Raw genomic sequence first — 14703 nt, 5'->3', positions numbered from 1 at the left:
TTATTATTTCTTGCCGAAACTGGTCGCCGCATTGCTTGCCTTGACGATGTTGGCTTCAGCAATTTCAGTTGCCTGCTTGACCATGTTCCTCATGTTGCCAAACGATGAGTTGGCGGCCTCAAGTGCTGACTTGACGGCGGCAACAGCAACATCCGAACCGACCGGGGCGTTTTTGGCTGCCGTCGCAATGAGGCTGGAAACCTGCTGCTGGAAGTCGCTGAACTGACTTTCGAGCAGTTTGGATATGTCTTCTTTCGAATGCGCCGAAATCTCGTAAAGGCTGCGGCTGTAGGCAACGACCTGCTCAACAACCGGTTGAGCCTGCGCTACCGACAGTTTGAATGCTTCCTGTGGATCCTTGGCGCTGATCAAAGCTTTGGCGTTTGCTACACCATCTTCCAGTATCGAGCGGGCAGTATTCAGATTCAGTGCAGCGATACGTTCAGCGCTGGACAGAGCCGTGTTGGCGAGGGATAGCAGGGAATCAACAACTGCCTTGTTGGCGGCAACAAATTTTTCGGGGGTCGTAATCATGGAAAATCTCCTTTGGAATGAACTATGGCATAGGCAGTATCCAATGAGACACGTGGTTTGCTGCACTGCACCATGTTGCGATTATATGTATGGGAACACCTATGTCAAGTGATCCTTGCTGCGACGCAGCAAAAAACATTTCATGATTTATTTGGAATATTGGTTAATCCATCCGCTGGAATTGGGAAATTGAGTCTAATGCTGATCAGCCCACTTGGTTTTCCCCTGTCCGTGTTTTTATATCCAGGCTTCTTGCTTTGCTAGCCATCTGATCCCGCCAACTAAACTGTTCGATCGTGATAAATTATCCTTTCTTGCAAGACAATTACGGCTGGATATCATGATCGATTATGAAAAAATAAAGATGGTTCTTCATTCCGAAAAAACACGCAAATACGCTTTGCGTTTTCTGGTGGCATTTGTACTGGTCGGAGTGCTTGGTTTTTTTGTCCTGCCGCCCTTTGTCAAATCCACTCTGCTTGAGAAACTTGGTGAAGCGCTGCACCGGCCGGTTACAGTCAATAGCGTCAGCATCAACCCCTACGCTCTGTCCGTTACCCTGGAGGGCTTTGCCATCAAGGAACGAGAGGGGAGCGAGACCTTTGCCAGTTTTGACAGCCTGTATCTGAACCTTGAGGCGCTCTCGATATTTCGGGGCGGACCGGTTATCGGCGAGATCCGGCTGGTGAACCCCAAGCTCAGGGTCGTGCGTTTGTCCGACAAGCGCTATAACTTCTCCGACCTGGTTGACGAGTTCCTGGCCAAGCCGAAGAACGACGATCCGACGCCACTGTTTTCGCTCAACAATATCCAGTTGACGGGAGGGGTGATTGAGTTTGATGACCGACTGCTTGACGAAAAGCATGTCGTCAGCGACATCAATCTGACCTTGCCCTTTATTTCGAGCATGGCTTATGCCGTTGAGAGCTTTGTCGAACCGGCATTCTCGGCGAGCATCAACGGTGCGCCGCTGCTCATCAAAGGCAAGAGCAAGCCTTTCGCAAGTTCGCTGGAGAGTGAACTGGCGCTTGATCTGAGCGAACTGCAGATCGCCAAGTATGCGGATTACATTCCGTTCGACTTGCCGATCAAGGTGCTGTCCGGTGCGCTGGATACGAATCTGAAACTCGTGTTCCATCAGGAGAAGGACAAGCCTTCAACGCTGGTTCTCTCCGGCACGACGGCCATCAAGAGCCTTGATGTCAAGGATTCGTCCGGCGCTTCGCTGCTGTCGTTCAAGCAGCTTGATCTGGTGATCGGCTCGGCCGATGTGCTGAGCAGAAAGTTCGTCATTGATCGTGTTGCCGTTGATTCGCCGGAGATTCATGCGCGGGTCAGCCGGCAAGGTACGATCAACTGGATCGAGTTTTTCCGCAAGGAGCTGGAGGCGGGCAAACCGATGGCGCAAGCCGTCGAGAAAGTGGAACCTGCGGCGCCGCTTGAGTGGTCGCTCGGAGAAGCGAAAGTTGCTGGCGGTGCGCTGCGCTGGCTAGACGAGTCGCACGGCAAGCCGTTCAACGCCAGTGTCGAAGCCGTTGAACTGGATCTAAGGAAGCTCGACAGCAAAGGCACGGCGCCGGCCGAATTTGATGCTGCATGGCGGGTGATTGCCGAGGAGTGGCTGAAGGTCGATAGCTTCGCGGTCAAGGGCGGGAAGCTTGATCTGGCCAAACATGAAGTATCGGTAGGCGACGCCCAGGCACGGGGTGTGCGCGCCCTGATCCGGCGTACTGCCGAGGGCAGGATCGACTGGCTGCAGACGCCGGCATTGCGTGTCCTTGAGGCGTCGCAGAAAGATACCTCGGCGCCGTGGAAGATCACGATGGCCAAGTATGTCTGCGAGGATATCGGTGTTCGCTTTGAAGACCGTGCCGTATCTCCGGCGGCAACTCACGTTGTATCTGGCTTTGCCTGTGAAATAGAGAACCTGTCGACCGAGCCGGGGCAGACGGCCAAACTGGCGGCGCGTTTCAAGTTCAACAACAAGGGTGAGATTGCGCTGGATGGAACCGTCAAACCGTTCCCGCTCGATGCCAACCTGAATCTGGATATCAAGACACTTGAGTTGCTGCCGCTGCAGCCGTATTTTGCCGAGAAACTGAACATCGACGTGACTCGTGGGCAGTTGACGGTCAATGGCAATGTTCAGTTGCGACAGGAAGAGAGCGGCAAGAAGACTGATCCGCCCGTTCTGGCCGGCGGATTCAACGGGCAGGCGACGATTGGCGATTTCAACGCGGTGGATAAGCTGAACTCGGCGGATTTCCTGCGCTGGAAGTCGCTTTATTTCGGCAAGGTTGAAGCACGCTTGAAGCCGGACTCGCTCTCGATCGGCGAGATCGCGCTTTCCGACTTTTTTGCACGAGTGATTATCAGCCCCGAGGGCAAGCTCAACCTGATGCAGGTCGTGCGCAAGGATGAAGCGGCAGCGGTTGCCGTTGTTCCGCCGGCGGCTGATCAGGGCGCGGCTCCAGCAGAAGCACCGGCAACGAAAACTTCAGATGGCAAGGCGGTGGCACCGCTTAATCCTGTGGCACCGACCGTTGCCGAAAGCAAGCCGGTGTTTCCGATCAAGATCGGCAAGATCACCTTGCAGGGTGGCAATGTCAGATTCAGCGATAACTTCGTCAAGCCCAACTACACGGCGAATCTAAAGAAGATTGGCGGTCGCATTACCGGCCTGTCGTCGGAACCAGGCAGCATCGCCAGCCTTGAATTGCGCGGCAATTACGACAACGTGGCACCACTCACTGTAACGGCACAGATCAATCCGCTGTCGGCCAAGCCTTATCTTGATTTGCAGGCGGAGATCAAAGGTATCGAGTTGACTTCGTTTTCTTCTTATTCCGGCAAGTACGCAGGTTACGCGATCGAAAAGGGCAAGCTTTCCCTGACCGTGAAATACAAGATCGAAAACGATCAACTGGAAGCCGAGAACCGGATATTTCTCGATCAACTGACTTTCGGCGACCCGGTTGAAAGCCCGGATGCGACCAAACTTCCGGTAACGCTGGCGGTTTCGCTGTTGAAGAACAGGAACGGCGAGATCGATCTCAATCTGCCCATTTCCGGCTCGCTCAATGATCCGCAGTTCAGCATCGGCAGCCTGGTCATCAAGGTCATCGTCAATCTCTTTATCAAGGCGGTGACCTCGCCCTTTGCCTTGATCGGCTCGATGTTCGGCAGTAGCGAGGAATTGTCGAACGTCGAATTCGACTACGGACGAGCGGCGATTACACCAGCGTCACAGAAGCGCCTGGAGAATTTGACCAAGGCGCTGATTGATCGGCCGGCGCTCAAGCTGGAGGTTGAGGGGCGTGTCGATCTTGAGCAAGATCGCGAGGGTTTGAAGAGCGCACGTATCGATCGCAAGGTGCGGGCGTTGAAGCGTGAGGATCTGACGAAAAAGAGCGTAGAAAGCGGTTCGGCCGAAACAGTCGAGGTCAGCGATCAGGAATACCCGGCGCTGCTTGAACGGGTGTACAAGGCAGAAAAATTTCCCAAGCCGCGCAACATGATCGGCATGGTCAAGAGTCTGCCGGTTGAGGAAATGGAAAAACTGATGCTGGCCAATTCGATCGTTGACGACGATGATTTGCGCCAACTGGGTGAGCGTCGGGCAAAGGCGGTGCGTGACTGGCTCATTGAGCGCGAAGTATCTGCCGAGCGGGTTTTCCTGCTGCCAAGCAAACTCGGTGACACCGCAGCGAAGTCGGGATCTGACGAAAAGGCCAAGAGCAGTCGTGTTGATTTCTCACTGAAGTGAGCTTTTCTGCGCAGGGTGTAAAGGTTAGTCTTATTTGGCACTAGTAGTCAGTCATGTTGAAATGTGCTGAAAAAATATTCGTCATTCCGGGCTTGACCCGGAATCCAGTGGTGCACCTCTGGATTCCGGGTCAAGCCCGGAATGACGGGGATTTCCATAGATTTCAGCATGACTGACTACTAGAGTCCACCGCAGAGCCGCGAAGAGCGCAAAGCAAATGCAAAGAAAACCTCTGATTTTCTGGTTATTGCTCTTCTTTGCGAATCCTTTGCGCTCTTCGCGCCTTTGCGGTGGACGTTTTGTTTTTGCTGCTGCGCGGCCAATTGTTGAAAGAAATGCATGGGTGAGTTCTTGTTGTACGGGCTGGTAGCGATTGGCATCGTCGGGTTGTTGTTGCTGGTGGTGTTATTGCAGCGCAGCGGACGCAAGGACGATTCTCTTGATCCTTATTTTCGCTCCCTGGAAGGGGGACTGGAAAGGGTGGAGCGCGAATTGCGGCAGGAAATGGCGCGGGGTCGCCAGGAAGCAGCGACCGCAGCGCGCGGGGATCGTGATGAGCAGTCGCAGTCGCTTGATCGTCTGGCTAAAACGCTGTCGGCCCAGGTGGGGCAGCTCGGTACCTTGCAGGGCCAGCAGCTTGAGTCGTTTGCGCAGCAGTTGGCTCGCCTGACGCAAAGCAACGAGCAGCGTTTCGAGCAATTGCGCCTGTCGATCGAGGCGCGCCTCGGCGCCATTCAGGCCGATAACGCGAGCAAACTGGAGGAGATGCGCAAGACCGTCGATGAAAAGTTGCACGCGACGCTGGAGCAGCGCCTCGGTGACTCGTTCAAGCTGGTCAGCGAGCGACTGGAACTGGTGCATAAGGGGCTCGGCGAGATGCAGGCACTGGCCGCCGGTGTCGGCGATTTGAAGAAGGTGCTGACCAACGTCAAGACGCGGGGCACCTGGGGTGAGGTGCAACTTGAGGCCTTGCTCGATCAGGTGCTGACCGCCGAGCAGTACCAGAAGAATGTGATTACGCGACCGAACAGCAATGAGCGCGTTGAATTTGCCATTTGCCTGCCGGGCCGCGAGATGGGTGAGGACGACAAGCGTCCGGTATGGTTGCCGATCGACGCTAAATTCCCGATGGAAGATTATCAGCGCCTGATCGAAGCACAGGACAGAGCAGATCCGGTAGCCGTTGAGTTGGCGTCCAAAGCCCTTGAGCTTCGTCTGCGCGATGAGGCGAAGAAAATCCGCGACAAATATGTCGAGCCGCCGTACACCACGGATTTCGCCATTCTCTATTTGCCGACCGAGGGGCTGTACGCCGAAGCCTTGCGCCGTCCCGGCCTGGCCGATGGCCTGCAGCGCGATTTCCGCATCAGCATTGCCGGGCCGACCACATTGGCGGCCTTGCTCAACAGTTTGCAGATGGGTTTCCGGACGTTGGCCATCGAGAAGCGCTCTTCGGAAGTATGGGGCGTGCTGGGCGCGATCAAGACAGAATTCGGAAAGTTTGGCGATGCCCTTGAAGCAACGCGCAAGAAACTTGAGCAGGCGACCAAGAGCATCGAATCAGCCAGCGTGCGCACCCGCCAGATCGAGCGCAAGCTGAAAGGCGTCGAAGCCTTGCCGTTGATTGACGCACAGGAACGCTTGGGCGCGCTGGAAGAAATCGAGTCGGCTGAAGAAGAGGTATGAGAACGGACGCAATCGAGGCCGCGTTTCGGGCGACGACCTATCGGGTTGAGACCATTGAAGGGGTTTTCGATTTGCGGATTGGTGAATTGAATTCCGGGTTTGATGACTTTCTGCGCAAGCAGGGAGTTTCTTGCTGGGGACTGCTCACCGCCTGCAACCCGGGTGGCGTCCGCTGCGACGCTGAAAACCCGCTGCGCCAGACTCGTTTGCGGGAACGATTGCAGGCGCTCGGCTGGCCTTGCCTGACTGCCTGCAACCTCGCCGATGATGGTCTGTGGCCGGCGGAACCGGGTTGTCTGCTCTTGCAGGTTAGTGAAAAGGAGGTGTGCAATCTGGCTGCAGAGCTTTTTCAGTTGGCCTGTGTTTGTGGCAACATCGGAGCTGCACCGCGCCTTGTCTGGATATAGCAAAACGGGCTTGGTGTTTAGTCTCTTTTCCTCGCTGCTGGTTGCAGGTAGTATCAATTCACGACATAAGTGATGGGTGCCATGAGCAAGAAAATTGGACGTTTCGAGATCGTTCGCGAATTGGGTCGGGGATCCCAGAGTGTTGTATATCTGGCCCGTGATCCGCATCTGCAGCGCGAGGTGGCGATCAAGACGATGCATTTTTCCCGCCCTGATCCGCAGAAGAATCAGCAACTTCTTTCCGAAGCGCGCATGGTCAGCCAGTTGCGCCATCCAAATATCGTTCCGATTTTTGAAGCCGGTGAAGAAGATGGGGATATTTACCTCGTATTCGAGTTCGTTCCGGGCAAGAATCTTGGCGATTACCTGAAGTCCGGTGGCCACCTGACACCGGTGAAAGCGATCGCGATCCTGTATCCGGTGCTGGATGCGATAGCCCATGCCCACGCGGCAGGCATCATTCATCGGGACCTCAAACCAAACAATATCCTGATCGACAACAATGGCATGCCGCGTGTGATGGACTTCGGCATTGCTGCGCGCGTCGAGGCGCAGTCCAATAACGGTGAAGCCTACATGGGGACGCCTTGCTATATGGCTCCTGAATATATCGACCTTAGGGAAAGTAGCGAACGCACCGATGTTTTTTCGGCCGGTCTGGTCTTCTACGAATTGTTGACCGGGCAGCGTGCGGTGCAGGGCGACAATGTCTATGAAGTCATGAACCGGTTGGCCAATGAAGATATCAAGTTGCCAAAGAAGGCCGGCACAGAGTTCGATGACCAGCTTGCCAGCGTGCTCTACAAATCCATTGCACGTAATCCGCAGCAGCGTTTCGCCTCGATCATCGAGATGCGCGAGGCGCTGGATAGCTATCTGGAACCAGGCGATCCGGTTGCCTCGGCAGATACCAAGCAGAGCACCATCGATTTTCTGTTACGGCGCATGCGTCACAAGAGTGATTTTCCGGCCCTGTCGGAGTCGGTCAGCACGATCAACAAGATTACGGGTTCCGACAAGGAGAGTGTCTCCAACCTCTCCAACTCGATCCTCAAGGATTTTTCGCTGACCAACAAGATTCTTCGCCTGGTCAATTCCGTTTTTTACCGCCAGGCGGGCGGCGGAAACATCAGTACGATTTCACGTGCCGTTCTGGTGCTCGGCTTTGATGCAGTACGCAATATTTCGATTACGGTAATGCTCTTCGAGCACTTGCAAAACAAGGGGAATGCCAGCCAGCTCAAGGAGGAATTCCTTCGCGCCAATCTGGCCGCCATCCTGGCCAAGGATATTGGCGAGAAATCTTCGTCGCGCGACGTGGAGCAGGTATTCATCTGTTCGATGTTTCATAACCTCGGACGGATGTTGAGCCAGTATTACTTCCCGGATGAAAGCGAAGAAATCAAGCGGGTGATCGAGCAAAAGCCCTGTAGCGAGGAAGCCGCGACAGTACAGGTGCTCGGCATTTCGTTCGAGGATCTGGGCATCGGCATTTCCCGCACCTGGGGCTTTCCAAGTCTTATCGTCAATAGCATGCGCAAGTTGCCTGCAGGTAACGTGCGCAAGGCAAACACCATCGAAGAGCGCATGCGGGTACTGTCGGCCTTCGCAAATGAGCTGTGTACGTTGATTTCCGATGTCGAGCCTGAGCAAAGGCAAAAAGAGTTGAACAAGGTCAAGACTCGTTTCGGCGCAAACATCGCGCTCAGCGAGCAGGCTTTGCGCGAGACGATGGAAAAATCGTTTCTGGAAGTGACCCAGTTCGCCGGCATCATCGGTGTCAATCTGAAGCAATCCGCGTTTGGCCGGCAAATGAAGACGTGGAGTGCCAAGCCGGAACCTGCAGGAGTGGTGGGGCCGGTGCCAGAGGGGGTTGATGAAAGCGCGGAAACCGTGCTTTGCGACGTTGTTCCCGCAGGCGCCCCAGGCAGCCCGCTAGTTGAGGGTGAAGAGGATGACGCCGAGGCGGCAGCTGAAACCGGTGATTCAGAAGTCATCCTGATGGCAGGCATTCAGGACATCAGCAATACACTGGTCGAAGATTTCAAGATCAATGATGTGCTGCGCATCATCCTGGAAACAATGTACCGCGGCAAAGGATTCAAGCGGGTCATCCTTTGTGTTCGCGATGCACGCAACAATACGATGCTAGGCCGTTTCGGCTTTGGCCCGGATGCGCTGGAGATAGCCAGGCGCTTCAACTTTTCCCTGACCTTCACGCCGGATATCTTCCATGCGGCCTTGTCCAAAGGCGTCGATATTCTGATCAGCGATAGCCGCGATCAAAAAATTTCCGCACGCATCCCCGAGTGGTTTCGCAAGGGGGTAAACGCCGGAACATTTGTCATCTTTCCCCTGTGCATCAAGAGCAATCCAGTCGCGATGATTTATGCCGACTGTGATCGCGCCGGTGAGATTGTGATCTCCGAGAAGGAATTGTCCCTGCTACGCACCTTGCGCAATCAGGCGGTACTGGCGATCAAGCAGTCAAGCTGAGGGTGCAAAATGAAAACGACCGGCTGGCGGTCGTTTTCGTGTGGTGCTGGCGGTTCAGCAGCAACCTACCACAGCTTCCACCATGGTTCCTTGCGCTCAAGGCCGCGTGTGTAATAGACGCTGTCCGGATAGTTCTTGCGCATTATGCGTTCGACGTCGTCGCGCAGGTCGTCCATGCCCATCAGGTCGTAGGCCTTGACCATGATGAACAGGGCTTCTTCGGTCGCCGGCGCTTCCGGGTAGTTTTTCAATGCGTACTGGGCCCGGTTGATGGCGGCCAGATAGGCGTTGCGCTTCATGTAGTAGCGCGCGACGTGCACCTCCAGCGAGGCCAGCGCATTGACCAGGTACTTCATGCGCAATATGGCGTCCGGCGCGTATTTGCTGTCCGGGAAGCGGGTGACCAGATCCCTGAAGGCATCAAAGGATTCGCGAGCACCTTTCGGGTCACGTTCGGTCATGTCCTGCTGACTGATCTGACCCATGATGCCCAGATCCTCGTTGAAATTCACCAGTCCGCGCAGGTAATAAACATAGTCGACGTTCGGGTGATTCGGATGCAACTTGATGAACCGGTCACAGGCGGCAACGGCTGCAGCGGGTTCGTTGTCCTTCCAGTAGGCATAGGCAATGTCCATCTGTGCTTGCTGGGCAAAACTGCCGAAGGGGTAGCGTGATTCGAGCTTTTCGAAATACTTGATCGCCTTTTCGTAGGAGCCGTCGTTGAGGGCTTCCTTGGCTTCGGAATACAATTTGTTGGCCGACCAGCCGGCGGTTTCATCCTTTACATCGGGTAGAAGTCCGCAACCGCCGATGAGCGTGGCCAGGAAAAGCGCTGCGATAACCGCTAAACTACGCATGATGAAAATTCCACATAAGAAAACAGAAGTCGATCAAGCCAAAGAAAACACCGGGGAAAGCATTGAGCGCGCAGATTATAGCGCAAACCCCCGGCTTGCCCTGAGCGTTCCCGCCGATTGCGGAGGTCAACGTCTGGATCAGGTTCTTGCCCGCCTTCGGCCTCAGCATTCGCGTAGCCGTCTGCAGAACTGGATACGTGAAGACCGGGTTTCCGTAGACGGAGCGATTGTCAGCGAACCGAAGCAGAAGCTTTGGGGCGGAGAGCGCATCGAACTGGCCGAAGCGCCGGATGAGCATAAGCAAGCGTATTCTCCGGAAGCAATTGAGCTCAATATCGTCCATGAGGATGACACGCTGATCGTACTCGACAAACAGGCCGGCCTGGTGGTGCATCCGGGCAGCGGCAACTGGAGCGGTACGTTGCTCAACGCCTTGCTTTACCACGAACCGGCCCTCGAAAACATTCCTCGTGCCGGTATCGTGCATCGACTCGACAAGGACACCAGCGGCCTGATGGTCGTCGCCAAGACACTGGAGGCGCAGACCGATCTGGTGCGCCAGATGCAGGCGCATACGGTCAAACGCTACTATCAGGCACTGGTGCGCGGCAGCGTTGAACGCGGCGGAACGGTCGATGCGCCGATTGCCCGCCACCCGACGCAACGGACCAAAATGGCCGTGGTGAAAACCGGCAAGCCGGCGCGAACCCATTATCGTATCGTCGAGCGCTTCATCGATTGCACACTGATCGAATGTGCGCTGGAAACCGGTCGGACGCACCAGATTCGCGTACACCTGACCTCCATCAAGCATCCGCTGGTTGGCGATCCGGTTTATGGCGGGGGTGCCAGCCGGGTGCCGATCGGGCCACAATTCCATCGTCAGGCACTGCATGCCCGTCGCCTGGGGCTGGTGCATCCGGCGAGCGGCAAGCCGATGCTGTGGCGGTCGAACTTGCCCGATGACCTGGCCGAATTGGTCCAGACGGCGCGCATGCTGGCTTTCGAGGCACGTGCCATCGAAGAAGAAGACGAGGACTGGGACGACGAACTGGAGGGTGGTCCCGAAATCATCTATGCCCGTGGCGATGGCCCTGTTGAAGATGAGGACGAGGACGAGTGTGAGCAGTAAGGAATGGATTGTCCCTGACTGGCCTGCGCCGCCGAATGTGCGCAGCCTGCTGACGACGCGCAACGGCGGTGCAAGTTCAGGGGTTTATGCGAGCCTCAACCTGGGCAGTCACGTTGGCGATGACCCGCGTGCGGTGGCCGCCAATCGCGCACTGGTCAGCGGGTGGGTTGCAGGTGAACCCGGTTGCGCTCCCGTCTGGCTGGAGCAGGTTCATGGCACCCGGGTTATCGATGCGGCGACCTGGACGGAAGGCGATCAAGCACCACGGGCCGATGCCGCGTTTTCGCGCCAGCCCGGGGTGGCTTGCGTGGTGATGACCGCCGATTGCCTGCCGGTGCTGTTCTGCGATGACGCTGGTACCGTCGTTGCGGCGGCCCATGCCGGCTGGCGCGGTCTGCTCGCCGGGGTTCTGGAGGAAACCATCGCGGCCATGGGCGTGGCCGGGAGGGAATTGATGGCCTATCTGGGGCCGGCCATCGGGCCGCAGGCCTTTGAGGTCGGCGAAGAGGTACGTTCGGCGTTCGTCAGGAGGGACGGGAATGCGGCTACGGCCTTCAAGCCATCGGAGTCGGGCAAGTGGCTGGCCGACATCTATCTGCTGGCGCGCCAGCGTCTCGCAGGACAAGGCATTGACAGAGCTTTCGGCGGTTCATTGTGCACCGCCAGCGAAGCGGATCGTTTCTTCTCCTACCGGCGGGATGGACAGAGCGGACGCATGGCGTCGATGATCTGGCTCGATTCAGCGTAGGACATTTATTCTGCATCAATACCAATCGCTGGAAGCCGCGCCAATAGGCGTTCTACAAGCATGCACCCCGGTTAGCCAATGAATACGCCATCCTTCAGTAGTATAGGCTGTAGATCACCTGTCCATAAGGCCTGCAGTCATGCACGGCGCAGCAACTGTGCATTTGCTGCGGCTTGGTCCTGAGCATTCATTTCTTGTTCAACTGACTCCTGAATGCTTCATCCAGCTTGCTCACCCGCCTTGGCTTTTCAGGCGAGAGTCCATTGACGAAATGCACGAACTCATCCATCGGCAAGGGAGAGCCGACGAGTTCTGATTGCCCGGTGGTGGACATCCGATGCAAGGAAAATAGTCCGTCCGAGCGGCAAGACATCGAATACAGTGCAATGCCGCTGCGTTTCCTGAGTCGCTCGACGGCCGCGCTGGCCTTGGTGGATCGCATGGGTGAAACTCCGGAAAGTTGATCGAGGCCTGTGGCAACTAGAAGATGCGCCATGATGCCTGTTTATCCGGTGTCCTGTGAATGAGAAAGGATAGGCGTTGAATGAACCAGGAAATCGCATGGAGCAATCGCTAGCGGGAGGCCGGAGAGCAGTTTCTGTTCGGCAATGATCGTGCTTGTTGCCTGCAAGCCGTGAATCGGGCGGGTCAGGTTGATCCGTAAAAAAAGGAAGACAGGAATATTCAATGGAAGCCATGCTGCCGGGTGTTCTGGGCTTGATTACCGGACTGCTGCTCGGGTTGACCGGGGCCGGTGGAGGCATTCTGGCGGCTCCCTTGCTGATGCTGGTCATGCACCTTCCGTTGGCCAAGGGCGCGCCGATATCGCTGATCGCCATGGCATTGGGCGCTGGTCTGGGGATGCTCATCGGCCTGCGCCAGGGCATCGTTCGTTACCGCGCGGCGTTTCTGATGGCCGGCGCCGGCTTGCTGGCAACGCCCTTCGGCATTCATCTCTCCAGAATTCTGCCCAATACGCCGCTGGTCCTGGCTTTTTCGGCGCTTCTGGCCTACCAGGCATGGCGCTATTGGCGTGGCGGCGAATCATCGACAACCGTCAAATTGCCCTGCGTGCTCGATAGCACGACCGGCAGATTCATCTGGAATCGCCCCTGTGCGCTGGCCATGCTGCGCTCTGGGATGGGGGCAGGGTTTCTCTCCGGCTTGCTCGGCGTCGGCGGCGGCTTCATCCTGGTTCCGGCGCTACGCAAGAACACCACGCTGCCCATGCACTCGGTTACCGCCACCTCGCTCATGGTGCTGGCGTTGATTTCGACCGGCGGTTTGCTGCAATGGTCGGCCAGTTCAGGAGTCGAATGGGCGATCGGAATTCCGTTCGCTTTGGGCGCTGTCGCCGGAATGGCCATTGCCCGTCAGCTTTCTCCCCGTATTCCCGAAGCCCCCTTGCGCCGGATTTTTGCCAGCCTCTGTCTACTGGCCAGCCTCGCCTTGCTCGTCAAGGTGTTGGCGGGAATCTGATTGGTTTTGTTCTCAGAGGCTGTGAAAAAAAACTAACCCCCACCGCAGAGACGCAAAGGCGCAGAGGTTTCGCAGAGAAAACCTTGAAAAAATATGGGGTTTCCTCTGCGTCTTCTCTGCGCCTTTGCGCCTCTGCGGTGGATTCTTGATATTTTCACAGGCTCTCAGCCTTTTCCGGGCATCTCCGGTGTGAGTTTCCGGAATAGCGTCCTCGGGCTGATGCCCAACTGCTGCGCGAGTTCTCGTCGCCCGCCAGGGAAACGCAGCGCCGCCCAGGTGAGATAGCCTGATTCCAGCGCTTCCAGCGATATCAACTGATCAACATGAAAATTCTGAGGTATATCTCCTGTGCCTGGTTCGACGAATGACCCGGCCACACCCGCTTTCACGGCAATGCTCGTTTCATTGAAGAAAAGATGTTCCGGCAGTATCTCGTTGCCGTCGGCCAGAATCGAGGCGCGTTCGATCAGATTGCGCAGTTCGCGGATATTTCCCGAATACGCTTGTTGGCTGAGCAGCGCGAGGGCCGACGCCGAGAGTTGCAAATCGCGGTCGCCGGCAACCCGTTTGAGCAGCGAAGCGGCGAGTAGCGGTATGTCCTCGCTGCGTTCGGCGAGCGCGGGTGTACGCACGGGGAAAACATTGATCCGGTGATAGAGATCGCGGCGAAAGGTTTCGTTTTCGACCATCGCCGCCAGATCGCGGTGTGTCGCGCAGACCAGCCGGAAATCAGCGTGCAGGGCCTCGACGCTGCCGACCCGACGGTAGGTTCCGGTTTCCAGCAGGCGCAGCAGCTTGACCTGCAGGAACAGGGGAATGTCGCCGATCTCGTCGAGAAACAGCGTGCCGCCGCTGGCCGCCTCGACCAGCCCGATCTTGCGATGAGTCGCGCCGGTGAAAGCGCCTTTCTCGTAACCGAACAGTTCGCTCTCGAACAGGGTTTCGGTCAGCCCCGAGCAATCCACCGCGACGAACGGACCGCTGGCGCGCAGGCTTGATTCGTGGATCAGACGCGCTACCAGTTCCTTGCCGGTACCCGTTTCGCCCAGGAGGACGACAGTCGCGCTCGTTGGCGCGACGCGCATGAGTAGCCCGAGCATGCGGTTGAACGCCGGTGCGCGACCGACCAGGCCTTCTGCCGCCGCCTTGCTGGAGGCGTGCTTGACGACGCGCAGGGTTTCGACGAAATAAACGATGGCGCCCTGATCGTCACGCAATGGATTGGTCTCGACGACCACATGTTCTTCGCCACGCGAGGTATGGTGCAAATGCAGCACCTGGTGCGAGGTGCCGTCTTCCTGGCTCATGCGCAAGGGGCAGGACTCGCCCGCCTGGTCGCAGGGGACGGTGAAGTGATGCGATACCTCGTAGCAATGGCGGCCGCGGATTGGACGACCCTGCGAAAACTCGCGCACGTAAGCACGATTCGCGGCAACGATCCGGTAATCCGCATCCATCACGATGCGCGGTTCGGGCTGGCTATCCAGGAAGGAGAGAAGTTCGGGCAGCGATTTAACAGCTTGGCTCATGGTCGTTTCGTCGAGTGCCAGAATTGGCGTAATTATAACTTTTGTCCAGGTGAGAGTGCCACTATT

Annotated in this window: 11 protein-coding genes; 7 read left to right on the top strand and 4 right to left on the bottom strand. The window is 56.7% G+C overall.

Annotated elements, in window-relative coordinates; all coding sequences use genetic code 11:
• Positions 1-3 precede the first annotated feature (3 nt).
• On the bottom strand, positions 4-534 hold the full coding sequence (locus ACOYNV_RS00815; RefSeq protein ID WP_422897831.1) for a phasin family protein: 531 nt from the start codon (positions 532-534) through the stop codon (positions 4-6).
• A 340-nt stretch (positions 535-874) separates the two neighbouring features.
• Here ACOYNV_RS00815 and ACOYNV_RS00810 point away from each other — a divergent pair, with 340 nt between their 5' ends.
• The 4 genes from ACOYNV_RS00810 to ACOYNV_RS00795 all read left to right on the top strand — a co-directional run bounded on the left by ACOYNV_RS00810 (position 875) and on the right by ACOYNV_RS00795 (position 8889).
• Positions 875-4300: a DUF748 domain-containing protein gene (locus tag ACOYNV_RS00810; RefSeq protein ID WP_422897830.1), complete on the top strand. Its 3426-nt coding sequence runs from the start codon at positions 875-877 to the stop codon at positions 4298-4300.
• A 339-nt stretch (positions 4301-4639) separates the two neighbouring features.
• The gene (gene rmuC / locus ACOYNV_RS00805; RefSeq protein WP_422897829.1) at positions 4640-5986 is read left to right on the top strand and encodes a DNA recombination protein RmuC; all 1347 of its coding nucleotides are present in this window, start codon (positions 4640-4642) and stop codon (positions 5984-5986) included.
• A complete protein-coding gene (locus ACOYNV_RS00800; RefSeq protein WP_422897828.1) occupies positions 5983-6393 on the top strand; it encodes a DUF3293 domain-containing protein in 411 nt (136 codons plus the stop codon). Before rmuC ends, ACOYNV_RS00800 begins: the two co-directional genes overlap by 4 nt.
• 81 nt (positions 6394-6474) lie before the next feature.
• Positions 6475-8889: a protein kinase domain-containing protein gene (locus ACOYNV_RS00795; RefSeq protein ID WP_422897827.1), complete on the top strand. Its 2415-nt coding sequence runs from the start codon at positions 6475-6477 to the stop codon at positions 8887-8889.
• Between the two features lie 65 nt (positions 8890-8954).
• On the opposite strand, the gene ACOYNV_RS00790 is transcribed toward ACOYNV_RS00795, so the two are convergent.
• On the bottom strand, positions 8955-9749 hold the full coding sequence (locus ACOYNV_RS00790) for an outer membrane protein assembly factor BamD (protein WP_422897826.1): 795 nt from the start codon (positions 9747-9749) through the stop codon (positions 8955-8957).
• 1 nt (position 9750) lies between these two features.
• On the opposite strand from ACOYNV_RS00790, the gene rluD reads away from it, so the two are divergent.
• Together rluD and pgeF are read left to right on the top strand one after the other, a co-directional pair.
• Positions 9751-10881, top strand: coding sequence for a 23S rRNA pseudouridine(1911/1915/1917) synthase RluD (gene rluD, locus ACOYNV_RS00785; protein WP_422897882.1), 1131 nt, complete (start codon positions 9751-9753; stop codon positions 10879-10881).
• On the top strand, positions 10871-11629 hold the full coding sequence (gene pgeF, locus ACOYNV_RS00780) for a peptidoglycan editing factor PgeF (RefSeq protein WP_422897825.1): 759 nt from the start codon (positions 10871-10873) through the stop codon (positions 11627-11629). Before rluD ends, pgeF begins: the two co-directional genes overlap by 11 nt.
• A gap of 187 nt (positions 11630-11816) precedes the next feature.
• On the opposite strand, the gene ACOYNV_RS00775 is transcribed toward pgeF, so the two are convergent.
• Complete coding sequence (locus tag ACOYNV_RS00775) at positions 11817-12071, bottom strand: hypothetical protein (protein ID WP_422897824.1); 255 nt, start codon at positions 12069-12071, stop codon at positions 11817-11819.
• Positions 12072-12316: 245 nt separating this feature from the next.
• On the opposite strand from ACOYNV_RS00775, the gene ACOYNV_RS00770 reads away from it, so the two are divergent.
• On the top strand, positions 12317-13108 hold the full coding sequence (locus tag ACOYNV_RS00770; RefSeq protein ID WP_422897823.1) for a sulfite exporter TauE/SafE family protein: 792 nt from the start codon (positions 12317-12319) through the stop codon (positions 13106-13108).
• Positions 13109-13272: 164 nt separating this feature from the next.
• On the opposite strand, the gene ACOYNV_RS00765 is transcribed toward ACOYNV_RS00770, so the two are convergent.
• Complete coding sequence (locus ACOYNV_RS00765) at positions 13273-14637, bottom strand: sigma-54 interaction domain-containing protein (protein ID WP_422897822.1); 1365 nt, start codon at positions 14635-14637, stop codon at positions 13273-13275.
• Positions 14638-14703: the final 66 nt, after the last annotated feature.

The organism is Propionivibrio sp. (assembly GCF_049316945.1).
In the GTDB taxonomy this organism is placed as follows: Bacteria; Pseudomonadota; Gammaproteobacteria; order Burkholderiales; family Rhodocyclaceae; genus Propionivibrio.
This window is presented reverse-complemented; position numbering and strand designations above follow the sequence as displayed.

Bases quoted from the DNA above. Each gene is read 5' to 3' on its own strand.
- ACOYNV_RS00770 (WP_422897823.1), top strand. From the start codon at position 12,317: ATGGAAGCCATGCTGCCGGGTGTTCTGGGCTTGATTACCGGACTGCTG.
- ACOYNV_RS00775 (WP_422897824.1), bottom strand. From the start codon at position 12,071: ATGCGATCCACCAAGGCCAGCGCGGCCGTCGAGCGACTCAGGAAACGC.
- ACOYNV_RS00810 (WP_422897830.1), top strand. From the start codon at position 875: ATGATCGATTATGAAAAAATAAAGATGGTTCTTCATTCCGAAAAAACA.
- ACOYNV_RS00765 (WP_422897822.1), bottom strand. From the start codon at position 14,637: ATGAGCCAAGCTGTTAAATCGCTGCCCGAACTTCTCTCCTTCCTGGAT.
- ACOYNV_RS00800 (WP_422897828.1), top strand. From the start codon at position 5,983: ATGAGAACGGACGCAATCGAGGCCGCGTTTCGGGCGACGACCTATCGG.
- ACOYNV_RS00790 (WP_422897826.1), bottom strand. From the start codon at position 9,749: ATGCGTAGTTTAGCGGTTATCGCAGCGCTTTTCCTGGCCACGCTCATC.
- rluD (WP_422897882.1), top strand. From the start codon at position 9,751: ATGAAAATTCCACATAAGAAAACAGAAGTCGATCAAGCCAAAGAAAAC.
- ACOYNV_RS00815 (WP_422897831.1), bottom strand. From the start codon at position 534: ATGATTACGACCCCCGAAAAATTTGTTGCCGCCAACAAGGCAGTTGTT.
- rmuC (WP_422897829.1), top strand. From the start codon at position 4,640: ATGGGTGAGTTCTTGTTGTACGGGCTGGTAGCGATTGGCATCGTCGGG.
- ACOYNV_RS00795 (WP_422897827.1), top strand. From the start codon at position 6,475: ATGAGCAAGAAAATTGGACGTTTCGAGATCGTTCGCGAATTGGGTCGG.